Below are 26,431 nucleotides of genomic sequence, written 5' to 3'. Positions count from 1 at the left end.
TTTACCCTCCCCTGGAGGAGGAGGGTAAGAGACCTCCCTACTCCGACATCGGCTTGTCGGAGATGTCCCAATCCGTGCCGCTGAAGATCGAGATGTAGAGCGTCTTCATCGGCGTGTAGTCGTCGGGCGTGTAGTCGTAGGTGACGCCGTCGAGGAAATAGGGCGAGTGGAAGCCCTTCAGCGTGGAGGCCTGCTTCAGCACGTTGGCGCGGGTGAGATCGTCGCCGCAGCGGCGCAAGATCTCGCCCATGGTCACGGCCTGGCCATAGCCGGCGAAGGCGATTGTGTTGTCGGGATCGATGGTCGGGATGTACGTCTTGCGCAGCGCCTCGAACGCCATCACATCGGGGTCCTTCTCCCATTTCGGCAGGCCGACCTCCTTGTTGTACCTGATCGCGACGATGCCGGCGGCGTTCTCGAGGCCCGCAGCGTTGAGGATCGAGCGGCCGGTCGAGCCGGCCGAGAGCAGCTGCAGCGGCTTCCAGCCGAGCTCGGCGACCTTGCGGATCGACTGCGACGTCGCCTTACCTGTCGTGATGTTGTAGAAAACATCCGCGCCCGATTTCGAGAGATTGATGAGCTGGGAATCGACGGTGGGATCGGTGAGATCGTAGGTCTGCTCCATGATCACCGATGCGGTGCCGCCGGCATCAGCCAGGACCTTCTTGAACGGAGCGAGGAAGTCGCGGCCGAAATCATCGTTCTGGTAGAGGATGCCGATCTTGGCATTCGGCTTCACGGTCACGACGTGCCGCGCCAGGATGCGCGCTTCGGTCGGATAAAGCGGCAGGCCCGCCATCGTCCATTTGAAATCCTTCGGGTTATTCCACTTCGACGCGCCGGTGTTGAGCAGCAGCTGCGGCACGCCCCTGGAATTCAGGTATTTGTGCACGGCGGTCTGCGGCGCGGTGCCGAGCGAGCCGTACAGCGCGAGCACCTCCTCCTGCTCGACCAGGCGCCGCGTCGCCTCGACGCATTTCGGCGCGCTGTAGGCGTCGTCCATCGTGAGGAACTTGATCTTGCGCCCGTTGATGCCGCCCTTCTCGTTCAGCATCTGGAAATAGGCCTCACCAATGCGCCCGAGCACGCCGTAGAGCGAGCCAGGGCCGGAATGCGGCACGGTCTGGCCGATCTTGATCTCGGTGTCGCTGGCGCCGGCATCGTATTTTTTCTCCGCGGCCCAGACGTAAGGCGCGGGCAGAACGGATGCGGCGATGGTGGCGAGCGCGGCGGCGCTGACATCGCGCCGCGATGGATTCTTGGTCATTGTTGTCTCTCTCCCTAATGCGCGCATTGTGCTGGCTACGCAGCGGCTCGCAAGTGGGAAGTCGTCGCTTTGCGACGCAATGACGCCTGGATTGCAGGGGGTTTAGCGCCTGGACTCAAGTTTTCTCGGCGACGACGACGAGACCGCGCACCGGCTCGTTGTTCTCGTTGCGCGGCGAGGCCGGCTCCATCGTCAGCAGCTTGAGCCCTGCCTTCGCGATTGCGCCGCGCACATATTCCGCCGAGTGGGCATAGCGCAGGCCTTCGCCGAGCACGATGCCGTCGCCGTCATGCGTCTCCAGCGTGAAGGCGAGCACGCCGCCTGACGCGAGCACGCGCCTCGCCTCGGTGAGAACGGGCGCGAGCTCCGAGAGATAGACGAACGCGTCCGCGGCGACGACGAGGTTCGCGCATCCGTCTGCCCTGGCCCGCAGGCCCTCGATCATTTCGGCGACTTCGAGCTCGGCATAAAGCCCGGTGGCGCGCGCCTCCTTGATCATGCCTGATGACAGGTCGATACCGATGAAATGGTCGACTTGTCGGGCGAAGGCCGCCGCCGCAAGCCCGGTGCCGCAGCCGAGATCGATGGTGCGCTTGAAGAACGCCGGCTTCTTCGCCGCGACGCGGGCAGCCAGCACGGCCTTGAAGATCAGCGCGGGGGCGCGATAGCCGAGATCGTTGATGAGCGCGTGCTCGAAGCGCGGCGCATATTGATCGAACAGCGCCTGGACATAGGCCTTGGGCATCTCCGCCATCTCGGCGTCGCCGAGCCGCATCAGATGCAGGCCGGCGCCGTGCTGATCCTCCGGATCGGACTCGCGCGCTTTGCGGAACGCCGCGATCGCCTTGTCGCGCTCGCCGAGCTGCTGACGGATCTCGCCGAGCGTGAACCAGGCCGAGGTGAAGTTTGGCGCGAGCTCGATCGCCTGCTCGATCAGGTCAGCGGCAGCGGGCAGATCGCCCTTGAGCTGGAGGTCGCGCGCGAACTCGAAGCGGCGGTCGGCCATGAGATCGCCGGAGGTCAGGAACAGGCGGAGCGGCATTGGGAACCAGGACGGATGACTCGAAGAATTGGCGGCGCAGCCTATATGATAGAAATGCGCCCGCAAGACATCCTGCTGCCAACTGCTGACGGCCTGTGCTGCAAGTCCGGCGGCTTCCATATCGACCCTGTGCGTCCCGTGGAGCGTGCCGTCATCACCCACGGCCATTCCGACCACGCCCGCGCCGGCCATGGCGCCGTGCTGGCGACGGAGGAAACGCTCGACATGATGCGGCTGCGCTATGGCGAGAACTTTGCCGGATCGACCCAAGTCGTCAGCTATGGCGAGGAGATCAGGCTCGGCGACGTCAAGGTCAAGTTTCATCCGGCGGGGCATGTGCTGGGCTCGGCGCAGATCGCGGTGACCGCCAGGGACACCTGCATCGTCGCCTCCGGCGACTACAAGGACGCGCCCGACCCGACCTGCGTCCCGTTCGAGCTGGTGCAATGCGACGTCTTCATCACCGAGGCGACGTTCGGCCTGCCGCTGTTTCGCCATGGCGATGCCGCGGACCAGGTGAAGAAGCTGCTGGCCTCGGTCGCGCTGTTTCCGGAGCGCGCCCATCTCGTCGGCGCCTATTCGCTCGGCAAGGCGCAACGCGTGATCGCACTGCTGCGACAGGCGGGCTACGACGCGCCGATCTATCTGCATGGCGCGATGGAGACGATCACGCATTACTATCAGGGCCGCGGCATCGACCTCGGCGAACTCAGGCCGGCGATGGGCGTGAAGAAGGCGGCGCTCGCGGGCACCATCACGCTGGCGCCGCCCTCGGCGACTTCAGATGTCTGGACGCGGCGTTTCCCCGATCCCGTCACCGCGTTCGCGTCGGGCTGGATGCGCGTGCGCGCCCGCGCGCGGCAGCGTGGCATCGAGCTGCCGCTGGTCATCTCCGACCATGCCGATTGGGACGGCCTCACCGCGACCATCGCCGCAACCGGCGCCGGCGAGATCTGGGTTACCCACGGCCAGGAGGATGCGCTGGTGCATTGGTGCAAGAGCCGCGGCCTGCGGGCGCGGCCGCTCGATCTCGTCGGCTATGGCGAGGAGGAGGAAGGCGAGCCGCCGCCCACCAAAGAGGCCGAAGCATGAACCGCTTCGCCGAACTTCTCGACCGCCTCGCCTACGAGCCCGGCCGCAACAACAAGCTGCGGCTGCTCACCGGCTATTTCCGCGAGGTCGGCGATCCCGACCGCGGCTACGCGCTGGCCGCCCTCACCGGCGCGCTCAGCTTCAAGCACGCCAAGCCGGCGCTGATCCGCGACCTCATCGCCTCGCGCACGGACGAAGTGCTGTTCGGATTGAGTTACGACTATGTCGGCGATCTCTCGGAGACGGTCGCGCTGATGTGGCCGAAAGCCGCAATGACCGCCCACAACAACCCACCTCCCCCCACCCTCACCGAGGTCGTCACCACCCTCCGGACCCTCGGCAAGACCGAGCTGCCGAAGCAGCTGGAGCGCTGGCTCGATGAGCTCGATGAGACCGGCCGTTGGGCACTCCTCAAACTCGTCACCGGCGCGATGCGCATCGGTATCTCCGCGCGGCTGGCGAAGACCGCGGCCGCCGCGCTCGGCGACAAGGACCCGCATGAGGTGGAGCTGATCTGGCCGGGACTTGCGCCACCCTATCTCGACCTGTTCGCCTGGCTGGAAGGCCGCGGCGAGAAGCCGGTCAATCGCGATCCCGCGCCGTTCCGCCCCGTGATGCTGGCGCATGCGATCGAGGACAGCGATTTCGCGTCGCTCGATCCCGCCGACTACATCGCCGAATGGAAATGGGACGGCATCCGCGTGCAGGCGGTCGCCGGCCGCGACGACCGCGGGCAGATCACCGCGCGGCTTTATTCGCGCACCGGCGAGGACATCACGGGCAGCTTTCCGGACCTGGTCCCGTCGCTGCGCCTGCCCGGCGCGATCGACGGCGAGCTTTTGATCCTGCGCGAAGGCCGCGTGCAGAGTTTCAACGTCCTGCAACAGCGGCTGAACCGCAAGGTCGTGTCGCCGAAGCTGATCAAGGATTTTCCGATCCATTTGCGTGCCTATGATCTGCTCGGCGATATCGAGAACGATCTGCGGGAGCTGCCGTTCGCCGAGCGGCGCGAACGGCTCGAGGCGTTCATCGCAAAGCTTGGCGATCCCCGCATCGACCTCTCACCCACCGTTGCCTTCGCAAGCTGGGACGCGCTGGCCGCCGCGCGCGCCGATCCCGCGAGTGCCGGCGCTGGCGAGGATGCCGACGCCGTCGAGGGCGTGATGCTGAAGCGGCGCGATGCGCCCTATCTGCCGGGACGGCCGAAGGGCCAGTGGTGGAAGTGGAAGCGCGATCCGCACATCATCGATGCCGTGCTGATGTATGCGCAGCGCGGCCACGGCAAGCGCTCGTCCTATTATTCCGACTACACGTTTGGCGTCTGGACCGGGACCGATAACGGCGAGGAGCTGGTGCCGGTCGGCAAGGCTTATTTCGGCTTCACCGACGAGGAGCTGCTGCAGATCGACCGCTTCGTCCGCCGCAACACCACTGAAAAGTTCGGCCCCGTCCGCCATGTCGTGCACGAAGCGGACAAGGGGCTGGTGCTGGAGGTTGCGTTCGAGGGATTGCAACGCTCGCCACGGCACAAATCCGGCGTGGCCATGCGCTTTCCGCGCATCAGCCGCCTGCGCTGGGACAAGCCGCCGCGCGAGGCGGATCGGCTGGAAACGCTGGAAAAAATGCTGAAGGAGGAAGCGGCGGAGATCGAGGCGTGAGGCATTCGATCTCGCCGCGACGCCGGTGCGCTCCCTCTCCCGCTTGCGGGACAGGCCAGGAGCCCGCCGCCCGACCGAACTTCGCTAAATCCACCTTCCTGTATTGTCCGAATTAAACTCCCGTAACCCGATTGACGCACTCTTCCGGGTTCCCCATGTCCCCCGCCGTGACCTATAATCGGGGCTAGCCCCCACGAGGAGTTTGAGATGGCCCACGACGTCAGAGATTTGCCGGCCGGCCATGGCGATGGCCTGCACCGCTTTCTCGGCGGCTCGCCGCTGGCGGTCGCGTTTCGCCTGGTGCTGCTCTCGATCCTGGTCGGCGTCGTGCTGGCCGCGATCGGCTTCGATCCCTGGAATATCCTCATCAGCATTCGCCTGCTGTTCCAGCGTCTGTGGGATCTCGGCTTCGATGCCGTGAACTGGCTGTGGCGCTACTTCCTGCTCGGCGCCGTCATCGTGATCCCGATCTGGCTGTTGTCGCGCATCTTCGGCTCGCCGCGCCGCTAGGTTCTTGGCGCGCGGCCGGCGCAGACACGTCATGTCGGCCACGGTGGTGCAATCGGGCGGGTGGTCGGGTAGACGCAGCCGATGAACGCACCGCTTCATCCCAAGGTCGGCTCCCGCCAGGTCTTCGCCATCGCAGGTCCTGCGATGATCGCAAACCTCACCACGCCGCTGATCGGCGTGGTCTCGACCACCGCCATCGGCCGGCTCGACGATGCCGCCCTGCTCGGCGGCGTCGCGATGGCGTCGGTGATCTTCGACTGCCTGTTCTGGCTGTTCGGCTTTCTGCGCATGAGCACGCTCGCCTTCACCGCGCAGGCGCTCGGCGCCGGCGAGACTCGCGAAGAGACCGTCATCCTGGTGCGCGGCTTCATCGTCGCCGGCCTGGTCGGTGGCGCACTGATTGCGTTGCAGATGCCGCTGGCCGGCGTGCTGTTCGATCTGATGGGCGGCAGCGCAGGTGTGACGCACGCCGCAAAGATCTATTTCATGATCCGGATCTGGTCGTCGCCGTTCGCGTTCGCCAACTACGTCATCCTCGGCTGGCTGGTGGGGCAGGCCCGCGCCAATCCGGCGTTGGCGCTCCAGGTCGTCATCAACCTCATCAACATGGCCGCGACGATTTTACTGGTGCTGGTCTATGACACCGGCATCGCGGGCGCGGCGATTGCCGCGCTGCTGTCGGAGGGCGTCGGCTTCGGGCTCGGCGTCATCGTCTGCCGGCGCTACGCGCATGGCGGCTTTGCCGTTCCCCGGGAGACGCTGTTCGATCGCGCCAAGCTGATGCGGCTATTGTCCGTCAATTCCGACATCATGATCCGCACCGCGGCGCTGATCACCGTGTTCCTGTTTTTCACCGCCAAGGGCGCGCGCGCCGGCGACGTGACGCTGGCGGCGAACTCGGTGCTCAACAATTTCCTGCTGGTCAGCGCCTTCTTCCTCGATGGCCTCGCCAACGCGGCCCAGCAGCTCTGCGGCCGCACGTTCGGCGCCCGCGATCCGAGAGGCTTTGCGGATTCGACGCGGCTGGTGCTGCTGTGGGGCCTCGGCTTTGCCCTCGTCGTCGCGGTGCTGTTTGCGCTGTTCGGGCCCGAAATCATCAGGTTCATGACCACGAGCGAGGACGTCCGCCACGCCGCGCGCGAGTTCCTGCCGTTCATCGTGCTCGCGCCGATCCCCGGCGTGTTCGCCTTCGGCTTCGACGGCATCTATGTCGGCGCGACCTGGGCCCGCGAGATGCGCAACCTGATGCTGGCCTCGCTCGCGATCTTCTTCGGGATCTGGCTGGCGCTGCAATCTCTCGGCAATGCCGGACTGTGGTGCGCGCTGGTCGGGTTCTACGTCGCGCGTGGAGGACTGCAGGGCGCAAGGTATCCGGCGCTGTACCGGGCGACGTTTCCGAAGCTGCAGCCCCGATGAGCGGCCTCTCTTCTCCCTCGCCCCGCGTGCGCGGGGACGCGAAGAGCCCCTACATCCCCGGCCAGTCTTCCGCGGTGAGGGTGGCCGCATCGGCGCCGACGATTTCGGACAGCGAGTCCCGGCCCGTGCGCAGCAGCGTCGAGGTGAGATCGCGCTTGATCTCGTCGACGAGGCCGAGACCCTTGTAGACCAGCGACGAATAAAGCTGGATCAGGCTCGCGCCGGCGCGGATTTTCGTCAGTGCCGCACCGCCGGAGTCGACGCCACCGACGCCGATCAGAGGGAACGCGCCCTCGACGCGCACATAGGTTTCCGCGACCATGCGCGTCGACAGGCGGAACAGCGGCCGGCCGGACAGGCCGCCCTGCTGCTTCGAGCGCATTGCCTCACGCAGCGTGCTCGGCCGCGCGACGGTCGTGTTCGAAACGATCATGCCGTCGACCCGGCGCGAGCGCGCAACCTGCACGACATCGTCGAGCTGGGCGAGGCTGAGATCGGGGGCAATCTTCAGCAGCACCGGCGTGTCGCCGGCCTTCTGCCTGACACGTTCGCGCGCGTCGATCACGTGCCCCAGCAGATCGTCGAGCAGTGCGCCTTCCTGCAGATTGCGCAGGCCCGGCGTGTTCGGCGAGGAGACGTTGACCGTGAAATAGCTCGCGACCGGCGCGAAGGTCTCGATCAGCTTGACATAGTCGGCGACACGATCAGGCGAATCCTTGTTGGCGCCGACATTGACGCCGACGATGCCGCCGTTCTCGGCGCGCGCGGCAAGCCGGCGCAGCACCACTTCCGCGCCGTCATTGTTGAAGCCCATGCGGTTGATGACGGCCTCGTCGCGCTCCAGGCGAAACAGCCGCGGCCGCGGATTGCCTGCTTGCGGCTTCGGAGTCACCGACCCGATCTCGACAAAGCCGAAGCCGAGCCGCAGCAGGGCATCGGGCACCTCGGCGCTCTTGTCAAAGCCCGCGGCCATGCCGATCGGGTTGGGAAAGTTGAGTCCGAACGCCCGCACTGCGAGCTTGGGATCATCCGGCCGCGGCTTTACCGGCGGCAGGAAGCGCAGCCCCTGGATCGCAAGGCGGTGCGCATCCTCCGGATCGAGCCAGCGCAGCACCGGCAGCGAGAAAGCATCGAAAGCACGGATCACGGGGCAAGCTCCGGGGTGTCGTGGCCGCCATCGGAGCGCATGCTGAGGTTCATCACCGCAAGCACAGCGCCGAGATCGAGCGCGCCGTAGAGATGCGGAAACAGCTCGTCGTTGCGCGAGCGCTCCCAGCGCAGCTCAGCCCCACACGCGTCGCCGTCGACCTCGACCAGGAACAGCGCGCGCTGGCCGAAATAGTGCTTGCGCAGGGTCTCCGGAACCTGGGCAGCCGTCGAGAAATGGATGAATCCGTCGCGGGCGTCGTCCGCGCTGCCGCTGTACACGCCCTGCCGTTCCGCCTCGCGCCAGGCCGAGGCCGGACAGATTTTGTAGATCTTGACCACCGCTTACCGGAGCCCTGTTTTGCTCGCCGAGCCGCTCACCTGAGTCAGCCCATTGAGTCTTCTGGGGTTTTTCGTGTCTTGCGGGTCTTAAAACCCGGCGCGACCGTAAAGGCGGCCCTCTCCGAACTCAAGAGTGAGGGGCTGCCCCTTGCGCGAAAAACGGAAAACCGGTTCATTTGAGGATAGTTTTCCTGAGTTGCGACGGGCTGGACCTTCCATGGTCAAACAGGCCAAAGCGCAGAGGATGCTGACCCACGACCGGATCTGGGCCGCGCTGGACCGATTGGCCGCGCGCGCCGGACTGTCGCCATCAGGCCTCGCCAAGCGGGCCGGGCTCGACCCCACCACCTTCAACAAATCCAAGCGCGTCACCAGCGATGGCCGCGAGCGCTGGCCCTCGACCGAATCGATCGCGAAGGCCCTGGCGGCTGCGGACTCGTCGATCGAGACCTTTGCCAGGCTGATCGACGACGAGGCCGGCGATGGCCGCGCGGTGCCGCTGCTTGGCCTCGCGCCAGCCAGTTCAAGCGGCGCGTTCGACGAACGGGGCTATCCGTCCGGCAAAGGCTGGAGCGAGATCGCGCTGCCGAGCGCCGAGGACAACCGCGCCTTTGCGCTGGAGATTTCCGGTGATGCCCTGATGCCCGCCTATCCCGATGGCGCTGTCATCCTGGTCTCGCCAACCGCGCCAATCCGCAAAGGCGATCGCGTGGTGGTGAGGACGAAGACCAGCGAGGTGATGGTCGCGATGCTGAAGCGGCGCACGGCGAAGGCGCTGGAACTGCGATCGCTCGATGCGGCGCAGGCCGAACGGACGTTGGCAACGAACGATATCGCGTGGATCGCAAGGATCGTGTGGGCGAGCCAGTGAGACAAACCTACTTCGTCCTGGCGAAGCCAGGACGAAGTAAGGAGGCGCCGCGTTCCGATAACGCCCGCTCACGCACTCCGCGCAAGCGCGCCGTCGATCATGTTGACCGCGTTCTGCACGCCATAGACTGCAACGAACGAGCCGAAGCGCGGGCCTTTCTCCTGGCCGAGCAGCACCTGGTACAGCATGTTGAACCAGTCGAGCGTGACGCCGGGACGGCCGTCCTTGCCCTTCTTGACCTGGTCGAGGAACGGCTCGCGGCGGCCGATCTCGTAGACGACGTTCTGGATGTCTTCGGCCGACGCGTCTGCCGGGAGCTGCGACAGCGCTTCGCGCAGATCCTGCAGCGCGGCGCGCTCGGTTTCCGTGGGAACGCGGAACTGCTTCGTCGGCGCGACGAAGTCGCGGTAATAGTTGATGGCGTAGCCGACCATCGCGTCGAGCTTCGGATGTGTCTGCGGGCTCACGCCGGGACGATAGCGGCCGATGAAGCCCCACAGCGTCTCGGCGTTCTCCGCGTTCGACGACGACACCAGCGTCAGCAGCAGCTGGAACGTGACGGGCATGTCGCCCTGCGGCGGCCGCGCCGGCATGGATGTGCCAGACCGGATTGCCGAGCTGCTGCTTGCCATCCTGCCTGGCGAAGCCGTCGATGAACTGCTGGTAGTCGTCGACCTGGCGCGGGATGACGTCGAAGAACAGCCGCTTCGCGGCCTTGGGCTCGCGATACATGAACAGCGACAGCGATTCCGGCGAGGCGTAGCGCAGCCATTCGTCGATGGTGAGGCCGTTGCCCTTCGACTTCGAGATCTTCTGGCCCTTCTCGTCGAGGAAGAGCTCGTAATTGAAGCCCTCGGGCGGCGTGCCGCCGAGCGCCCTGGCGATCGCGCCTGACAGCTTCACGGAGTCGATGAGGTCCTTGCCGGCCATCTCATAGTCGACGCCGAGCGCGACCCAGCGCATCGCCCAGTCGGCCTTCCACTGACACTTGACGTTGCCGCCGGTCACCGGCGTTTCGACTTCCTCGTTGGTGTCAGGATCGACATAGGTCACCGTGCCGGCCGCGACGTCGCGGCGGATCATCGGCACCTGCAGCACGACACCCGTCGTCTTGCTGATCGGGAGGAACGGCGAATAGGTCGCGCGGCGGTCGGGGCCGAGCGTCGGCAGGATGATCTCCATCACCTTGTCGTAGGCGGCGAGCATCTTCAGCAGGGTCGCGTCGAAACGGCCGGACTTGTAATAGACGGTCGAGCTTGCGAACTCGTAGTCGAAGCCGAAATGATCCAGGAAGGCACGCAGGCGCGCATTGTTGGCGTCGCCAAACGAGGGATGCTCGTTCGAGAACGGGTCGGGGACCGCAGTGAGCGGCCGCCCCAGATATTGCGCCAAGAGATCCCTGTTCGGCACGTTGTCAGGCACCTTGCGGAAGCCGTCCATGTCGTCGGAGAAGGCGAGCAAGCGCGTCTTGATCTTGTCCTCGGTCAGCACGCGGAAGGCATGGCGCACCATCGAGGTGCGCGCGACCTCGCCGAACGTGCCGATATGCGGCAGGCCGGAGGGACCGTAACCGGTCTCGAACAGCACCTCGTCCTTTGGACTCTTCTTCAACCGCGCGACAATGGCCTTCGCCTGCTCGAACGGCCAGGCGTTGGATTGCTCGGCGAGCGCACGCAGATCGCTCGGGGTCATGTTGGGATCGATGACGGACATTCAGAATGGGCCTCCGGGCCGCGGAAAATAGCGATTTCCGGGCAGAATGCAAAATTGCGGGACGACGCAGCCGCCTCCGCCCTCTTTCCGCGGAAACAGTCTGGATTGCATCGTCGCTGCGCTCGTTGCAATGACGATGACGAGGCAGCGAAGGAGAAGCTAAAACGGGCTCACCGAGAAATACTTGAGCCACAGATCGGTGTACCGGCCTTTTTCCCAGACGCGGAACAGGGCCCAGTTCAGGGCCTGGCGCAGCACGTCGTTGCCCTTGCGCACGGCGATGCCGATGCCTTCGCCGAAGAAGCGGCTCTCGACGAAGGGACCGCCGGAGAAGGCGCAGCAATCGCCGGAATCGGTGCCGTTGATCCAGAACGCCAGCGAGATGGCGTCGCCGAAGATGAAATCGACCTCGCCCTTGCGGAGCGCGGCGCGCAGCGCCTCGTCGTTGGGATAGGGGTGCAATTCGGCGTCGGTGAACATCGCTTTCAGATAAGCCTCATGCGCGGAGCCCGCGATGACGCCGACCTTCTTGCCCTCGAGATATTCGGGTCTGATCTCCGGCATCACCGCATCCTTGCGCGAGGCGAAACGCGCCGGCACGCGGTAATAGGGATCGGTGAAGTCGACCCGCGCGCGAAGCTGCGGGCTCACCGCCATCGAGGCAATGATCGCGTCGCCGCGGTTCGAGGTGAGCGCATCGACCAGCGTCTCGAAGCGGCGCATCTGCACCGTGCAGGAGACTTTGATCTCCTCGCAGAGGCTGCGTGCGAGATCGACATTGAAGCCGGCCGGATTACCGTCGGCGCCGGTATAGTTGAACGGCGGGTAGTCGGTCTCGGTCAGGAAGCGGATCACGCTGAGCCGCGACAGGTCCGGCCGCTCCGGGCGGCGCCGCGGGTCCCAGAAGCCGGGCACGGCCTGGGGGGCAGCTTGGGGCGCGACTTGCGGCGCGGCCTGAGGTGCGGTGGGGGGCTGCTGGGCGTCGGCCTGCGCGCGGGCGCCTGACAGCCCTGCGAGCAGGCCCGCGGCCAGGGTCAGCCCCGTCAGCAAGCCACGGGCAGATTTGGACGATTTCGCCTGTTGCGATGCAGCCATCGGCCGGGAATGAATGAATTTCATCGGGATCGGAAGGCCTTATAGACCATCCGGCCGGGAACGCGAGCCGAAATGCGGCCAGGGTGAAGGTGCGCTCCCTCCCCCGCTTGCGGGGGAGGGTCGGGGAGAGGGTGTCTCAACAAAGACTCCCCCAGAGGATAGAGCCCCCACCCGCGGCGCTCCGCGCCGACCTCCCCCGCAAGCGGGAGAGGTTGCAGCGGAATTCGCGGCGCGTTGAACGACCCTCAGAGATACTTCTTCAGGTCCGCCGCGGCCTCTTCCGGGGTCCGCTTCAAATTGAACGGCGAGACGAAACGGCCGTCGCGGTCCATCAGATAGATCAGCGCGGTGTGGTCCATGGTGTAGTCGCCGTCCTTGGTCGGGACCTTCTTGGCATAGACCCGGTAGGAGGTGATCACCCTGGCGGTCTCGGCCGGATCGCCGGACAGGCCTTCGAGATGCGGATCGAAGCTCGATAGGTAGTCTTTCATGGTCGCCGGCGTGTCGCGCTCGGGATCGACCGAGATGAAGATGGCGTTGACCTTGTCGGCATCCTTGCCCATCGCACGCAGCACTTCCGACATCTCGAACAGCGAGGTCGGGCACACGTCAGGGCAATGGGTGTAGCCGAAGAAGATCAGGGTCGGCTTGCCCTTGAGGTTCTGGTCGGTGACGGTCTTGCCGTTCTGGTCGGTCAGCTGGAACGGTCCGCCGATCGCGGCCGGTTGCGCCACCTTGCTGACCCCGCCCATGGCCCAGAACATCACCAGCAGACCGACGACGAGACTCGAGGCGAAGGCGGTCGCGATCACCAGCGGACGGGCAGTGGAGCTCATGAGCGGAAAACTTCCTGTCGCGGGTCAGAAGCAGGCGGCAAAGCCGGTCCTGATCATTTCGAAGAACACCTGGGAGCCGTAATGGAACCAGAGCGCGAGCGCGCCGATCAGCATCAGCCCGCCGGCACCCGCGCCGGTCCATAGCAGCACGGACGGCGTACGGGCGGCAGTGGGCGAATTGTCCTGTAGCTGGCGTGCCGGATGCAGTGATTGAGCCATGACGACGATCGGGACAACGATCGGGGCGAAGGCCCCGGTTCCCTGCCTCCCAAATAGGCTTTGGCCCGCCGACGGACAAGCGCCGCGGGCGGGCCAAAAATCACATCAAGCTGATAGGCTCAGTGAAGCAGCTGGCCTCGGGCGGACTCCAGCTCTTCCGATTTCGGCGAAGGCCGGGCCGAAACGGGCTTGCTGGTGGAGGCCTGCGCATCGAGATAGCAGGGCTTGTACATGGCCTGAAGCTGCCTGCCCCTCAGGAACAGCATATGCGGCGTGAGGCCGCCACGCTGCGTGATCCAGCGCTTCACCTGCGAGGGATACATCGCATAGAGCATCTGGGTCGCTTCGGGATTGGTGACGGCGCGGCCGTTGCTGCCGAAATCCCAGGCGGCGTGGAAGCCGAGCGTCGCGTGCGAGGTGACGCAGATGCGGTCGCGCGGGATGGCGCCGAGCACGATGGTGCAGGCCGAGGCGCAGAGACCGTCGATGATGACGGTATCGCCGGATTGCCTGAGGTCCTGGTACTTGTCGACGTAAGTCCCGATCCGGCCGCCGCGGTCATCCGCGATCCGAACGACCGCGTGAGACGCCCCCATGCAGGCGATCAAGCAAACCGCCGCAAGCAACCCCGTCAGAAACTTCATGTCCCCCGCCCCAGTCGTTTTCGAATCTGTGTGTCAGGTGGTGATGCGCGCCCAGCGTCGGTCGAGACCGTGGTTTTGTCTAGGCAGGCCGGCTCGCTCAAAACAAATTCAAATCCAGTGTTGCGTCCGCGCTGCACTCGGCCAGCCGTGATCCCGAAGTGGAACAAGTTAACGCGGTCTTACGCGCCACGCCCTTGATCTCAGTTACGACAGCTGGCTTCAATTCCGGGCAACTACAGGGGGGAACTCATGCCCGGGGATTCGAGCGAGCAGGCTGACGTCATTGTCGTCGGCGCAGGACTATCGGGACTGGTGGCGGCGACCGAGATTGCGGATGCCGGCAAGCGCGTGATCGTGGTCGACCAGGAAGGCGAGCAGTCGCTCGGCGGCCAGGCGTTCTGGTCGTTCGGCGGATTGTTCCTGGTTGATTCGCCGGAGCAGCGCCGGCTCGGCATCAGGGACTCCTTCGAGTTGGCGATGCAGGACTGGCTCGGCACCGCCGGCTTCGACCGCGATGAGGATTTCTGGCCGCGCAAATGGGCCGAGGCCTATGTGGCGTTCGCCGCCGGCGAGAAGCGCGACTGGCTGCGCGCGATGGGGCATCGCATCTTCCCCGTGGTCGGCTGGGCCGAGCGCGGCGGCTACGATGCGATGGGCCACGGCAATTCGGTACCGCGCTTTCACGTCACCTGGGGCACCGGCCCCGGCATCGTCGAGCCCTTCGAGCGCCGCGCGCGCGAGGCCGCGAAGAGCGGGCGCCTCATTTTCAAGTTCCGCCACCGTGTCGATGCGCTCTCGATCACGAACGGTACGGTGGACGGCGTCAGCGGCGCGATCCTCGCCGCCGATCATGTCGAGCGTGGCAAGAGCTCCTCGCGCACTGTCGTCGGCGAGTTTGCGCTGAAGGCGCAGGCCGTGATCGTGGCGTCCGGCGGCATCGGCGGCAACCATGATTTGGTGCGGGCGAACTGGCCGGAGCGGCTCGGCACGCCGCCGAAATTCATGATTTCGGGCGTCCCCGAGCATGTCGACGGCCGCATGATCGGCATCACCGAGCAAACAGGCGCGCGGCTGATCAACCGCGACCGCATGTGGCACTATGTCGAGGGCATCCGGAACTGGTCACCGATCTGGCCGCGCCACGGCATCCGCATTCTGCCCGGCCCGTCCTCGATGTGGTTCGACGCCACGGGCACGCGGCTGCCGGCGCCCTTGTTTCCGGGCTCCGACACGCTCGGCCAGCTCAAATACATCATGTCGTCAGGCTATGATTATTCGTGGTTCATCCTGACCCAGGCCATCATCAAGAAGGAGTTTGCGCTATCGGGCTCGGAGCAAAATCCTGACCTCACGGGAAAAAGCTGGCGCATGACCTTGTGCCGGGCCACCAACAAGGGCGCGCCGGCGCCGGTGGAGGCGTTCAAGCGCCATGGTGCCGATTTCATCGTGCGCGACAAGCTCGAGGACCTCGTCGCTGCGATGAACCAGCTTGCGGGCAATGATCTGCTCAAGCTCGACCACATCAAGATGCAGATCGAGTCGCGCGACCGCGAGATCGCCAACCCTTACGTCAAGGATGCGCAGGTGATGAACATCCACAATGCCAGGCGCTATATCGGCGACAGACTGATCCGCACGGCGTCACCGCATCGCATTCTCGATCCGGAGAAGGGGCCGCTGATTGCGGTCAAGCTCAACATCCTCACCCGCAAGACGCTGGGCGGCTTCGAGACCGATCTCGACTCGCGCGTGTTCGGCGCCGTGGGGCGAATCATCCCCGGACTCTACGCAGTCGGCGAGGCTGCAGGCTTCGGCGGCGGCGGCGTGCACGGCTACCGCTCGCTGGAGGGCACCTTCCTCGGCGGCTGCCTGTTCTCCGGCCGCAATGCCGGTCGCGCCGCGGCGAAGGCGGTGGGCTGAGCGGAGAGGCGCGCGGCTGCGGGGGCGACGCGAGCAGATTGGTCTGTCCCGCGATCGTGTTGATCAGTTCGACCACGTCGCCGATGCGGGTTGCGGCCTGCGACAGCTTGTTGACCCGATCATTGGTCCGCTGCGCCTGCTGGGCCGCGCGAAATTCGGCCAGCAGCGCCTTGGCGTCTGCCCATTTTTGCCTGTTCTCGGGTTGGTGAATTGTGCCGCCCGCTCGTCGAATGCAGCGGCTGCCTTGTCCATCTCCTTCCACATCTCCATGCGATCGAGCTTGCCTTGCGGATTTCCGCTCAGCAGATAACCGCGCAAGGTCGCGAGCGGGGAATAGAGATTGCCGACCAGCTCGGTGCTCGCCAGCGCGACCGACCTGGTCACGGCGGGCGCCAGCGCGATCCACGAACCAGACTGGCGAATGCGTGGCAACCTGCGATCCGTCCCGCGCGCTGCCGATGCTGATCATGAATGGCACGGAAGGCGGACGCGGGCCGAGCTGTTTTGCCGCCAACGGATCGGTCTGCTCGGGCCGCAGAACAGCGATATCGTCGGCGCCGAGACGATTTGGGCTTTCTTCAACCGGTTTCCTTGAACCAGCGCATGCGTTGCCGGAAACGCATGCGTGGCCGGGGTGGCTCCGCACGAGGTGCTGCGCTAGACAGGGCCGCCATTCCCACCAGGAGATCCCAATGAGCATTCAGCGTTTTGAAACCGGCCCGCGCATGAGCCAGGTCGTCGTACACGGCAACACCGTCTATCTCGCCGGCGTCGTCGCCAGCAACGCGGCCGGCGAAAGCGTGACCAAGCAGACCCAGGACATCCTGAAGACCATCGACGGCCATCTCGCCAAGGCCGGCACCGACAAGTCGAAGCTGCTGTCCGCCACGATCTACATCACCGACATGAAGACGTTCCAGGAAATGAACGCCGTGTGGGACAGCTGGGTCTCCCCAGGCAACACTCCGGCCCGCGCCACCGTGGAAGCCAAGCTGGCGGCGCCGCAGTACACCGTCGAGATCATGGTGACCGCGGCGAAGTAATTCCGCGGACTAAATTCACGCGCGACTGAAGCGCGATGAGAACGTCATCTGGCTTCAACTCGTTTTTTTGGCGCATGGTCCCGTCGGGAAACCGTTTCACGGACCATGCGCTTGACCTCCGAGGTAATCGATCGGCGCGCGTGAACCTTCGATAGTCGGGTCAGCCGAACGACACGGCGCTATCGAAGGAGAGTCTCATGACCAACCCCGTCACCATCGCCCACCGCTATATCGATCTCTGGAATGAGCGCGCCCAAGGCCGCCGGCGCGAATTGCTCAGCGAGTTCTGGACGGCAGATGCGAGCTACGTCGATCCGCTGATGAAGGGCGACGGGAGAGACGGCATCGACGCGCTGATATCAGGGGTGCAGCAGCGCTTTCCCGACTTCAAGTTCAGCCTGATCGGCGAACCCAATGGTTACGGCGACCATGTCCGCTTCTCATGGGGCCTCGGTCCTGATGGCGCGGACAGTCCGATCAAGGGCACGGATTTCGCCGTGCTGAAGGACGGGCGGATCAGGAGCATCACGGGATTTCTGGATCAGGTGCCGGCGGGCGCATGACCTCCTTATCCTCCCCTTGAGGGGTCCAGGACGAGCGTAGCTCGCCGGTGGGTCGGCTCACATGAAGCGAAGCCGAATGTGAGACGGGTTGGGGTGACGCTCTCTCCACCTCGACCAGCGCCCGTTTGGAGAGACCACCCCACTCCGCTCGCGCTGCGCGCGATCCACCCTCCCCCTCCGGCGGAGGGTGAGAGGCATCAAGCCAGCAGATACGCAGCCTTGGCGTTCACACCGAACGCCTTCTCGCGCACCCGCGTCCCGAGCTTCGCCAGGCACACGTCCAGCGCGCCCTTGATCTCGCCGTAGCTGCCCGCCAGCAGACATACCGGCCAGTCCGAGCCGAAGATCAGGCGATCCTCGCCGAAACAATTGGCGACGTGCTGGACGAATGGAAGCAGCCGCTCGGCGTCCCAATCGGTCCACTTCGCTTCGGTGGCGAGGCCCGAGACCTTGCACCAGACATTGCCGCAGGCCGCCAGCGCCGAGATGCGCTCCGTCCATTCGGCGCTGCCGCCCTCGGCGATCGGCGGTTTCGCAGCGTGGTCGAGCACGAAGCGGGCTTGCGGAAAGGCTTTTGCGGTTGCGATCGCGGCGGGCAATTCGCGGGTGCGGACGAGGAAGTCGTAGGCGAGATCGCGACTGAACAGCGCCGCCAATCCGCGCTGGACCTCGGTGCCCAGCAGCCAGTCAGGATCGGCCTCGTCGTGGACCTGGTGACGAATGCCGACCAGCTTTGCGCCGCCCGGCAGCGCGCGCAGGCGATCGAGCGTGTCGCCGAGCGCGGCATCGGTCAGGTCGGCCCAGCCGACGACGCCGACGACGAAAGGCGTTGCATGCGCCACGCCTAGGAATTCCTCGGTCTCCTCGATCGCAGAGCGGCATTGCACCAAGATGCTCGCATCGATGCCGTTGGCCTTCAGCAGCGGCGCGAGATCGGCGGGGGTGAAAGCGCGGCGGATCGGCGCGAGCTCGGGCCCCGCCATCCAGGGGTAGTCGGCGCGCGCGGGATCCCAGAAATGCTGGTGGGCGTCGATCAACATGGCTCACGCTCCGTCCGGCAGCGGCGCCCGCGCGTCCACGAGCTTCCTGGCGCGCAGCTCCTGCCAGAAGGCGTGCGGCACCGCGCGTCCGGACATCGCGATGTTGTCGGCGACCTCGGCAGCGTTGCGCGCCCCCATGACGGCCACCGTCACGGCCGGATGGGCCATGCAGAACTGCAGCGCGGCGGCCTTCAGCTCGGTGCCGTGCTTGCGGCAGAGCTGGTCGAGCTCGAGCGCGCGCGCAACGAGCGCCGCGTCGGCGTCTTCGTAGTTGAACTTCGCACCCGAACGCGGATTGGCCAGGATACCGCTGTTGTAGATGCCGCCGAGCAGGATGCCGATGTTCTTGGCAACGCAAACGGGAAACAGCGCGTCCAGCGCACCCTGGTCGAGCAGCGTGTAGCGCCCCGCGAGCAGGAAGCAGTCGACCGGCACGGCTTCAGCGAAACGCGTCAGCATCTCGCACTGGTTCATGCCGGAACCGATCGCCTTGACCGTGCCGTCGTCGCGCAGACGCACCAGCGCGCGAAAAGCACCGCTCACGGCAGCCTCATAGTGATCATCGGGATCATGCACGAGCAGAACATCGACGCGATCGAGCCCGAGGCGGCCGAGGCTCTCCTCCACCGAGCGCATCACGCCATCATAGCTGAAATCGTATTGCGGGCGCAGCGCGGGCGCGCCCTTGTAATGTTCGTCCTCGACGGTCGTGGCGTCGGGCGCGCGCAGCAGGCGGCCGACCTTGGTCGAGATCGCATAGGACTCGCGGTTCTGTTGCCGCAGGAAGGCACCCAGTCGTTGTTCTGCCAGGCCGAAGCCGTAGAGCGGCGCGGTATCGTAGAAGCGGATGCCCGCAGACCAGCCGGCCGCGAGTGTCGCCTCCGCATCCGCATCGCTGACCGCCGAGAACAATCCGCCGAGCGGCGCCGAACCGAGGCCGATCGAAGTGACATCGAGACCGTCAGCAAGCCGGTTACGCTTCATTGCTGTCTTCCTCCCAAAGCAGAACTCCCTCCCCCGCAGGGCAGGAGAGGGAGTGTAGCGCGGGAACGTCGGGGCTGGCAGACGTTCCCGCTCGACGTGCCTACTTCAAGAGTTGAGCGACGTTATCCTTCGTCACGAGATCGAGACCGGTGTAGATCACTTCCGGAACCTTCTGCCCCTTCTTGATCGCGAGCAACGTGTCCATCGACTTCTCGCCCATTTCGAACGGGCGCTGGCCGGTGAGCGCGTTGGAGTAGCCGTCGCGCAGCAACTCGAGCTGCATCTTCAGCGTATCGGCAACGACGAGCGTCAGCTTGCCGCTGTCGATGTCCTTCTTGTTCTTGTTGACGAACGCCTTGAAACCCTCAGGGGCGAACATCGGCCAGCCGCCGACCGGGACGATCGCGGCGAGATCCGGGGTCGCGGTCCGTAGATCCGTCATCTGCTGGACCGCAAGCGTGGAATCGTCGTTGCAGAAGGTCGGCGACCCCTGCACCTCGACCCACTTCGAGCCCTTGAGCGCTTCGCGGACGCCGTCGACACGTTCGGCAAGGTTCTTGGCACCCGGGCCGCCGGAGACCATGGCATATTTGCCGCCTTCGGGGCGGAGCTGAAGCAACTGCTTGCCCAGTGCGAGGCCGAAGTCCTTGTTGTTGGTGCCGATATAGGCGATGCGCTTGGAGCCCGGCGCGTCCGCGTCGAACGTGATGACGGGGATGCCGGCCGCGGTCGCGGCCTCAATCGACTTGGTCATGGACGCGACGTCGGCAACCGAGATCGCGAGCCCATCCACCTTCTGGGTGATGAAGTCCTGGATGATCTGCGCCTGGGTCGCCGGCTCGTGCTCGATCGGCCCCTTGTAGATGCACTCGACGTTGCCGAGCTCCTTGGCTCGCTTCATGCATCCGTCACGCGCCACGTCGAAGAACGGATTGTTCATCGCCTTGGGAACGACGGCAAACTTGTAGGTCTGGGCAAATGCCGGGGTCGCCATCATCGCGATGGTCACGCCGGCCAACAACAGCTTCTTCATTGCTTTCCCTCCACACTGTGATGCCTATCCATTTGTGATGCTCCGGCAGGCGGATAGACGATGTTTCGTTGTCCTTCCGGAGTAACCCCCTGAAGCGCCATGAGATCTGGATTGATCATCATTCCGCTTCAGGTCTTTGTTTTGAGCATGATCCTTCCGGAAAACCGCTTCACACTTTTCCGGATCATGCCCTAAGTCATGCGCGAGCGGATGCGGTCGACCAGCACGGCAAGGATGATGATCACACCGACGAGCGTTTGCTGCCAGTAGGAGTTGACCTGCGCGAGCACGAGGCCGTTGCGGATCACCTCCAGCAGCACGCAGCCGACGATGGCGCCCAGCGGACCGCCGAGGCCGCCGGCGAGATTGGCGCCGCCGATCACGGCGGCGGCGATGACGTTGAGCTCGTAGGACGTCGCCATGTTCGCGGGCGCTGATCCCAGCCAGCCCGAGATGATGATGCCTTGCAGGCCGGCGGCAAGCGCGCAGATCACATAGACTTCGATCTTCACGCGCGCGACCGGGATGCCGGTCAACTCCGCCGCCTTCTCGTTGCCGCCGAGCGCGAAGACGTGGCGACCGAAGCTCGTGTGATGCAGCACGACCGCCATCAGCACGGCGAGTATCACCAGATAGATAAATGGCGCGGGCACACCGAGCACGTCGCCCGAGGTCAAGGCGTAGAACGTCTCGGCGTCCGGCCCGCCCGGAAAGCTGCCGCGGCCATTCGAGACCACATAAGCGAGCCCGCGCACGATCGAGAGCATGCCCAGCGTCGTGACGAAGGGCGACAGCCCGAGCACCGCAATGCAGAAGCCGTTGAAAAGGCCGACGATGAACGCGACGAACAGACCTGCGAGCACCGAAATCAACAGGATCAATCCGGGCACATTGGCGACGACCGTCTTTCCATCGGCGGCCAGATGGACGAAGGACGATCCCGGTGCCGACAGCTCGACCATGACCATGGAGGTGATCATGGCGGAAAAACACATCATCGAGCCGACGGAAAGATCAATGCCGCCGGTGATGATGACGAACGTGATTCCGAGCGTGGCGATGGCGATGAAGGAAAAGTTCTTCGCCACGTTCTGCATGTTGCCTTCGGTGAAGAAATAGGGGCTGGCAAAACGCATCACGATCATCAGCACGATGAGCGCCAGCAGGACGTAGCCGGTCTGCGAGGCAAAGATGCCGCGCTGCCACCATCTTGTCTTGCCGACGTTGGAGAACGTGACGGGGGATTCCAGGGGCATGGCCATCACGCCGCCTCCTTCGCGCCGGTGATCAGGGCGGTGACTTCTTCGGGGGATGTCTCGTGGATCGGCTTGTCCGCGCGTTTCTCGCCGCGGCGCATGACGACGACGCGGTCGCAGACGGCAAACACGTCGGGCATGCGGTGGGAGATCAGCATGACGGCGACACCCTGCTCCTTCAGACGGTGGATCAGGCCCAGCACCTGCTCGACCTGGCGTACGGAGATGGCGGCCGTCGGTTCGTCCATCATCACGAGCTTGGCGTTGGACAGCCGGGTGCGGGCGATCGCGACCGCTTGGCGCTGGCCGCCGGACATCTGCTTGACCAGGTCATACGGCCGCGTCTCCGAGCGCAGCTCACCGAACAATTCCAGCGCACGTGCCGCCATCGCCTTGTGATCGAGCAAAGCGACGGGGCCGAATTTGCGCTTCAGCTCGCGACCGAGAAACACGTTGGCTGCTGCCGTCAGATTGTCGGCGAGCGCGAGGTCCTGATAGACCACCTCGATGCCCACCCCGCGGGCATCGACCGGGCGGCTGAAATGGACGGCATTGCCGTCGAAGCGAATCTCGCCGTGGGTTGGGCGGAAATTGCCGGCGATGATCTTGACCAGCGTCGACTTGCCGGCGCCGTTATCGCCCATCAGGCCGACCACTTCGCCCGGACGCACGTGCAGATCGACGTCGTGAAGCGCGCGGATGGCGCCGAACTCCTTGCCGATGCCGGTCAGTTCCAGCACCGGCTGGCCGTCTCCTTGATTGGTTGTCATGCTCGGCCTCGCTCAGACGTACCGGTTAACGACGGATTCCAGATATTCCTGCCGGCCCGACCGCGGCTGCGGATCGAAGCCGGAGGCGAGCGCACGATCGGCGAGATCGGCGAGCGAGCGCTTCCCCGCCATGATGGCCTGCCCTTCACTGTTCGTCCATCCGGCATAGCGCTCGGCGAGCGGCCTCGTCAGCGCCTCGGCGTCGAGCATGTCGGCCGCGGCAATCAGCGCCCGCGCGCAGGCATCCATCGAACCGACATGGGCGTGGATGAGATCGTCTGGATCGATCGATTGACGCCTGATCTTGGCGTCGAAATTGAGACCGCCGGTGGAGAAGCCGCCCGCCTTCAGCATGTCGTGAAACACCAGCGCCAGCTCCGGCACGTTCATCGCGAACTGGTCGGTATCCCAGCCAAGCAGGTCGTCGCCTCTGTTGATGTCGAGCGAGCCGAACACGCCGAGCGCCTGGGCCAGCGCCACCTCGTGCTGGAAGGAATGGCCGGCGAGGATAGCATGGTTCTGCTCGATATTGAGCTTGACGTCGTCGAGCAGGTCATAACGCTGCAGGAAGCCGTAGCAGGTGGCGACGTCGAAATCATATTGATGCTTGGTCGGCTCCTTCGGCTTGGGCTCGATCAGGAGCGGCCCCTTGAAGCCGATCTTGTGCTTGTGCTCGACCACGAGGGAGACGAAACGGCCAAGCTGGTCCAGCTCGCGCTTGAGATCGGTGTTGAGCAGAGTTTCGTAGCCTTCGCGGCCGCCCCACAGCACATAGTTCTGCCCGCCGAGCCGGTTCGTCAGCTCGAGCGCGGCGCGGACCTGGCCGGCGGCATAGGTGAAGATATCGGGGTCGGGATTGGTCGCCGCACCCGCCATGTAGCGACGATGCGTGAACAGGTTCGCGGTGCCCCACAGCAGCCGCACCTTCGCTGACGCCATCTTCTTCTCGAAGACATCGCCGATCGCATTGAGGTTGGCGACGGACTCGGCAAGGCTCGCGCCTTCCGGCGCTGCATCGACATCATGGAATGTGAAGAAGGGCACGTCGAGCAGGCGAAACAGTTCGAAGGCGATGTCGGCCTTGGCGCGCGCCATCGCCATGGCGTCGGAACCGTGGTGCCACGGGCGCAGGAACGTCTCGCCGCCGAAGGGATCGCCGCCGGGCCAGCAGAACGAATGCCAGTAGCAGACCGCGAAGCGCAGATGATCCTCGAGCCGCTTGCCGTGGACCATTCGGTCCTTGTCGTACCAGCGGAACGCCAGCGGGCTCTTGGCGTCCTTGCCGCCGTAGGCGACCGGGTCGGCTGCGCCGAAGAATTTTGGTAACGTGTTCACAGGGATAACTCCTTCAGCGCGGGATAGAGCTTGCGCCACTGCTGATAGGCCTCGTCATAGGCCGCAGTGCGCGATGGGTTTGGTGTGAATGTCGCAAGGCGGCGCGGACGCGTGCAGACCCGCGCGGGATTTTCGCCGGTGGCGGCGAGCCGGCCGAGCCTGGCAGCACCGAGCGCGGCGCCGACCTCGCCTTCCTCGACACGGTGGACATCAATACCGAGCACGTCGGCGCAGATCTGCGCCCAGAGCGGCGAGCGAGAACCGCCGCCCACGAGATCAACCTCGGTGATCGCCCCTCCCGCAGCACTCAGCGCCGCCAGATTGTCGCGCGCGGCGAAGGCGACGCCTTCAAGCACGGACTGGACGATCTGGTTGCGGCCGGTCGCCCCGCGCAAGCCGACGAAAGCGCCGCCCGCGGCGGCATCGTTGTGCGGCGTGCGCTCGCCGTCGAGATAGGGCAGGAATTTGACCGGGCTCGGACCGTCAACGCGCTCGCCCAGCGGCGCCAGCAGCGTCGCGGCCGGGACCTCCATCACATCGGCGAGCCAGGCGAGCGAGGCCGCCGCCGACAGCATCACACCCATCTGGTGCCAGAGGCCGGGCAGCGCATGGCAGAAGGCGTGCACAGCCGCTTCGGGCGCCGGCGCAAAATTGTCGGTGACGCGGAAGATCACGCCGGAGGTGCCAAGCGAGAGGAAGGCATCGCCGGGCGCAATCGCGCCAAGTCCGATCGCGCTCGCCGCATTGTCGCCGGCGCCGCCGGCAACGACCACGTTCTTGGCCATGCCCCAGCGCTGCGCGAATTCGCCAGCAAGCACCGCGCTCACCTCACTGCCTTCGACCAGGCGCGGCATGTGATGCAGGTCGAGCCCGGTGGCGTGAAGCAGCTCCGCCGACCAGTTGCGTCTGCCGACATCGAGCCACAGCGTTCCGGCGGCGTCCGACATGTCCTCGACCATCTCACCGGTGAGGCGATAGCGCACATAGGCTTTCGGCAGCAGCACCTTGGTGACGCGCTTGAAAATATCGGGTTCGTGCCGTGCGACCCAAAGCAGCTTGGGCGCGGTGAAGCCGGGCATCGCCAGATTGCCGGCGATGGCATGCAGCGACGGGCAGCGGCGCTCGAGCTCGACGCATTCGCCATGCGAGCGGCCGTCGTTCCAGAGGATCGCCGAGCGCAGCGGGCGTCCATCCGCACCCAGCAGCGTCGCGCCATGCATCTGGCCTGACAGCCCGATACCGCGCACGCCGGCGACATCACGCGGATGGGTGACAGCGAGATCGTCGATGGCGCCGATCGATGCCTCGACCCAGGCATCCGGATCCTGCTCGGACCACAGCGGCTGCGGATGCGACAGCGCAAGCTCGCGCGCGGCCGTCGCGACAACCGCGCCAACCTCGTTCACGAGCACCGCCTTCACACCGGACGTGCCGATATCCAGTCCGAGATCCAATTCGTCCTCCCTTGCTGGCCCGCTCGGCGATCTCCGTCGCCTGTTCCACGGGCCGTCCTCTTTTCGACTGCCGCTACGGCAGATTGTCCCGCATCAAGATGTCGATGCGGATATTCTCCTGTTCGCTCAAGATCGGCTCCTGACGCGCAAGCGACAGCAGCACGCGCACGGCGGCGCGCGCCTCATGTCCCGGATTCTGCGAGATCGCGACGTCCAGTGTGCCCTGCAGCAACAATTTTCGCGTCATCGCCGTGAGATCGTGGGCGATGAACACGATCTGCTTCTCGCGGCCGGCCTCGGTCAGGGCCTTGGCCACGCCTTGCGTGCCGGCGCCGACATTGTAGAGGCCGACGATATCAGGATGCTTGGCGAGCAGCCGGGATATCAGCTGCTCGGAGCGGTCGTCCTCGTCGCGCCCTTCGAGCAGAGGCAGGATCTCGAGGTGCGAAAATTCCGACGCCATCACCTGGTTGAAGCCAAAAATGCGCTCGGCATGGTCGCGCAGGCCCTGCGAGCCCGCGATGATGGCGACCTTGCCCGGAGTTGAGCCATGTCCCGGGCCGACAAGGCGGCCGATCAGCGCGCCGGCGGTGCGGCCGGCGGCGATGTTGTCGATGCCGACATAATGGTGACGACGCGAGGACGGCACGTCCGACACCAGTGTCACGACCTTGGCGCCGCTGTCGACGAGATCGTTGATGGCGGCACGCACGCTCGGATGGTCGAGCGCGACGACGGCGATGCCGTCATAGTCGCTGCCGACGAGCTGCTCCAGCGAGGCCGCCAGCACGGAGGGGTCGAACACGTCGGTGATGACCATCTCGACGGCCAGGCGGCGCGCGGAGAGCCAGCCGGACATCTCGCCGAGATAGGCCTGGATCTGCAGCATGAACGGGTTGGCCCCGGTCGGCATCACGAAAGCAAAGCGGCGGGCACGGCCGCGGGCGAGCTCGGCGGCCGCAACATGGGGCTGGAAGGCGTTCCGCTCGATCGTCTCCAGCACGCGCCGGACCGTATCCGGCCGCACGCCGGGCCGTTTGTGCAGGACACGATCAACCGTCGCCAGGCTGACACCGGCCTCGCGGGCGATGTCCTTCAGCGTCAGCGCAGCGGAGGCAGTGTCTTCGGCCATGGCTGAAGGCTAGCAGAGGTGTTTTGAGGTGCGCAACTCATTTTGAGGGA

Annotated in this window: 25 protein-coding genes and 1 pseudogene; 9 read left to right on the top strand and 17 right to left on the bottom strand. The window is 65.3% G+C overall.

Translation table 11 applies throughout. From position 1 onward, the window contains the following. Positions 1-37 precede the first annotated feature (37 nt). Together ACVWZ4_RS14840 and ACVWZ4_RS14835 are read right to left on the bottom strand one after the other, a co-directional pair. On the bottom strand, positions 38-1,267 hold the full coding sequence (locus ACVWZ4_RS14840; protein WP_456740629.1) for an ABC transporter substrate-binding protein: 1,230 nt from the start codon (positions 1,265-1,267) through the stop codon (positions 38-40). A 115-nt stretch (positions 1,268-1,382) separates the two neighbouring features. After that, positions 1,383-2,309 (bottom strand): methyltransferase domain-containing protein, encoded by a 927-nt coding sequence (locus tag ACVWZ4_RS14835; RefSeq protein ID WP_456740628.1) that lies wholly within the window; start codon positions 2,307-2,309, stop codon positions 1,383-1,385. Positions 2,310-2,363: 54 nt separating this feature from the next. Here ACVWZ4_RS14835 and ACVWZ4_RS14830 point away from each other — a divergent pair, with 54 nt between their 5' ends. The 4 genes from ACVWZ4_RS14830 to ACVWZ4_RS14815 all read left to right on the top strand — a co-directional run bounded on the left by ACVWZ4_RS14830 (position 2,364) and on the right by ACVWZ4_RS14815 (position 6,985). Further along, positions 2,364-3,401 carry a ligase-associated DNA damage response exonuclease gene (locus ACVWZ4_RS14830; protein WP_456742224.1) on the top strand — a complete coding sequence of 346 codons (1,038 nt, stop codon included), beginning with the start codon at positions 2,364-2,366 and terminating at the stop codon, positions 3,399-3,401. Further along, complete coding sequence (locus ACVWZ4_RS14825) at positions 3,398-5,059, top strand: ATP-dependent DNA ligase (protein WP_456700046.1); 1,662 nt, start codon at positions 3,398-3,400, stop codon at positions 5,057-5,059. Before ACVWZ4_RS14830 ends, ACVWZ4_RS14825 begins: the two co-directional genes overlap by 4 nt. A gap of 207 nt (positions 5,060-5,266) precedes the next feature. After that, positions 5,267-5,569, top strand: coding sequence for a DUF6460 domain-containing protein (locus tag ACVWZ4_RS14820; protein ID WP_456700047.1), 303 nt, complete (start codon positions 5,267-5,269; stop codon positions 5,567-5,569). Positions 5,570-5,650: 81 nt separating this feature from the next. Next, a complete protein-coding gene (locus ACVWZ4_RS14815) occupies positions 5,651-6,985 on the top strand; it encodes an MATE family efflux transporter (protein ID WP_456740627.1) in 1,335 nt (444 codons plus the stop codon). 49 nt (positions 6,986-7,034) lie between these two features. Here ACVWZ4_RS14815 and ACVWZ4_RS14810 read toward each other — a convergent pair whose 3' ends face one another. Next, the gene (locus tag ACVWZ4_RS14810; RefSeq protein ID WP_456700049.1) at positions 7,035-8,132 is read right to left on the bottom strand and encodes a quinone-dependent dihydroorotate dehydrogenase; all 1,098 of its coding nucleotides are present in this window, start codon (positions 8,130-8,132) and stop codon (positions 7,035-7,037) included. Further along, on the bottom strand, positions 8,129-8,473 hold the full coding sequence (locus ACVWZ4_RS14805) for a DUF952 domain-containing protein (RefSeq protein WP_456700050.1): 345 nt from the start codon (positions 8,471-8,473) through the stop codon (positions 8,129-8,131). The genes ACVWZ4_RS14810 and ACVWZ4_RS14805 overlap by 4 nt, the downstream gene beginning before the upstream one ends. A 217-nt stretch (positions 8,474-8,690) precedes the next feature. Between ACVWZ4_RS14805 and ACVWZ4_RS14800 the strand changes: the two genes are divergently transcribed. Further along, a complete protein-coding gene (locus ACVWZ4_RS14800; RefSeq protein ID WP_456740626.1) occupies positions 8,691-9,344 on the top strand; it encodes a S24 family peptidase in 654 nt (217 codons plus the stop codon). 68 nt (positions 9,345-9,412) lie between these two features. Here the strand turns inward: ACVWZ4_RS14800 and ACVWZ4_RS14795 are convergent. The 5 genes and pseudogenes from ACVWZ4_RS14795 to ACVWZ4_RS14775 all read right to left on the bottom strand — a co-directional run bounded on the left by ACVWZ4_RS14795 (position 9,413) and on the right by ACVWZ4_RS14775 (position 13,851). After that, a pseudogene (locus tag ACVWZ4_RS14795) lies at positions 9,413-11,057 on the bottom strand (lysine--tRNA ligase). Positions 11,058-11,216: 159 nt separating this feature from the next. After that, complete coding sequence (locus ACVWZ4_RS14790) at positions 11,217-12,152, bottom strand: transporter substrate-binding domain-containing protein (protein WP_456742223.1); 936 nt, start codon at positions 12,150-12,152, stop codon at positions 11,217-11,219. Between the two features lie 245 nt (positions 12,153-12,397). Beyond that, complete coding sequence (locus ACVWZ4_RS14785; RefSeq protein ID WP_456740625.1) at positions 12,398-12,988, bottom strand: SCO family protein; 591 nt, start codon at positions 12,986-12,988, stop codon at positions 12,398-12,400. 24 nt (positions 12,989-13,012) lie between these two features. Next, the gene (locus ACVWZ4_RS14780; RefSeq protein WP_456700054.1) at positions 13,013-13,207 is read right to left on the bottom strand and encodes a hypothetical protein; all 195 of its coding nucleotides are present in this window, start codon (positions 13,205-13,207) and stop codon (positions 13,013-13,015) included. A gap of 119 nt (positions 13,208-13,326) precedes the next feature. Beyond that, complete coding sequence (locus ACVWZ4_RS14775) at positions 13,327-13,851, bottom strand: hypothetical protein (protein ID WP_456740624.1); 525 nt, start codon at positions 13,849-13,851, stop codon at positions 13,327-13,329. Positions 13,852-14,100: 249 nt separating this feature from the next. On the opposite strand from ACVWZ4_RS14775, the gene ACVWZ4_RS14770 reads away from it, so the two are divergent. The 4 genes from ACVWZ4_RS14770 (at position 14,101) to ACVWZ4_RS14755 (ending at position 17,377) form a co-directional block, all read left to right on the top strand. Then, a complete protein-coding gene (locus ACVWZ4_RS14770; RefSeq protein WP_456740623.1) occupies positions 14,101-15,771 on the top strand; it encodes an FAD-binding dehydrogenase in 1,671 nt (556 codons plus the stop codon). Positions 15,772-16,111: 340 nt separating this feature from the next. Continuing rightward, positions 16,112-16,366: a hypothetical protein gene (locus tag ACVWZ4_RS14765; protein ID WP_456740622.1), complete on the top strand. Its 255-nt coding sequence runs from the start codon at positions 16,112-16,114 to the stop codon at positions 16,364-16,366. Between the two features lie 97 nt (positions 16,367-16,463). Beyond that, on the top strand, positions 16,464-16,814 hold the full coding sequence (locus ACVWZ4_RS14760) for a RidA family protein (RefSeq protein ID WP_456737036.1): 351 nt from the start codon (positions 16,464-16,466) through the stop codon (positions 16,812-16,814). 197 nt (positions 16,815-17,011) lie between these two features. Beyond that, positions 17,012-17,377, top strand: coding sequence for a nuclear transport factor 2 family protein (locus ACVWZ4_RS14755; RefSeq protein ID WP_456737035.1), 366 nt, complete (start codon positions 17,012-17,014; stop codon positions 17,375-17,377). Positions 17,378-17,574: 197 nt separating this feature from the next. Here the strand turns inward: ACVWZ4_RS14755 and ACVWZ4_RS14750 are convergent, their stop codons facing one another. From ACVWZ4_RS14750 to ACVWZ4_RS14715, 8 genes are all read right to left on the bottom strand, one after another. Next, positions 17,575-18,417, bottom strand: coding sequence for an amidohydrolase family protein (locus ACVWZ4_RS14750; RefSeq protein WP_456740621.1), 843 nt, complete (start codon positions 18,415-18,417; stop codon positions 17,575-17,577). A 3-nt stretch (positions 18,418-18,420) separates the two neighbouring features. Then, complete coding sequence (locus ACVWZ4_RS14745) at positions 18,421-19,401, bottom strand: aldo/keto reductase (protein ID WP_456738849.1); 981 nt, start codon at positions 19,399-19,401, stop codon at positions 18,421-18,423. A 100-nt stretch (positions 19,402-19,501) separates the two neighbouring features. Then, entirely contained in the window at positions 19,502-20,434 is a 933-nt protein-coding gene (locus ACVWZ4_RS14740) for a sugar-binding protein (RefSeq protein ID WP_092239524.1), read from the bottom strand. A gap of 191 nt (positions 20,435-20,625) precedes the next feature. Further along, the gene (locus tag ACVWZ4_RS14735; protein WP_456737033.1) at positions 20,626-21,696 is read right to left on the bottom strand and encodes an ABC transporter permease; all 1,071 of its coding nucleotides are present in this window, start codon (positions 21,694-21,696) and stop codon (positions 20,626-20,628) included. Then, on the bottom strand, positions 21,696-22,460 hold the full coding sequence (locus tag ACVWZ4_RS14730) for an ATP-binding cassette domain-containing protein (protein WP_456700062.1): 765 nt from the start codon (positions 22,458-22,460) through the stop codon (positions 21,696-21,698). Before ACVWZ4_RS14730 ends, ACVWZ4_RS14735 begins: the two co-directional genes overlap by 1 nt. Positions 22,461-22,472: 12 nt before the next feature. Then, positions 22,473-23,795, bottom strand: coding sequence for a xylose isomerase (gene xylA / locus ACVWZ4_RS14725; RefSeq protein WP_456700063.1), 1,323 nt, complete (start codon positions 23,793-23,795; stop codon positions 22,473-22,475). Further along, the gene (xylB, locus tag ACVWZ4_RS14720; RefSeq protein ID WP_456740620.1) at positions 23,792-25,249 is read right to left on the bottom strand and encodes a xylulokinase; all 1,458 of its coding nucleotides are present in this window, start codon (positions 25,247-25,249) and stop codon (positions 23,792-23,794) included. Before xylB ends, xylA begins: the two co-directional genes overlap by 4 nt. A gap of 73 nt (positions 25,250-25,322) precedes the next feature. Beyond that, complete coding sequence (locus tag ACVWZ4_RS14715; RefSeq protein ID WP_456737031.1) at positions 25,323-26,381, bottom strand: LacI family DNA-binding transcriptional regulator; 1,059 nt, start codon at positions 26,379-26,381, stop codon at positions 25,323-25,325. Positions 26,382-26,431: the final 50 nt, after the last annotated feature.

It is taken from the genome of Bradyrhizobium sp. USDA 4472 (assembly GCF_054058595.1).
This window is presented reverse-complemented; position numbering and strand designations above follow the sequence as displayed.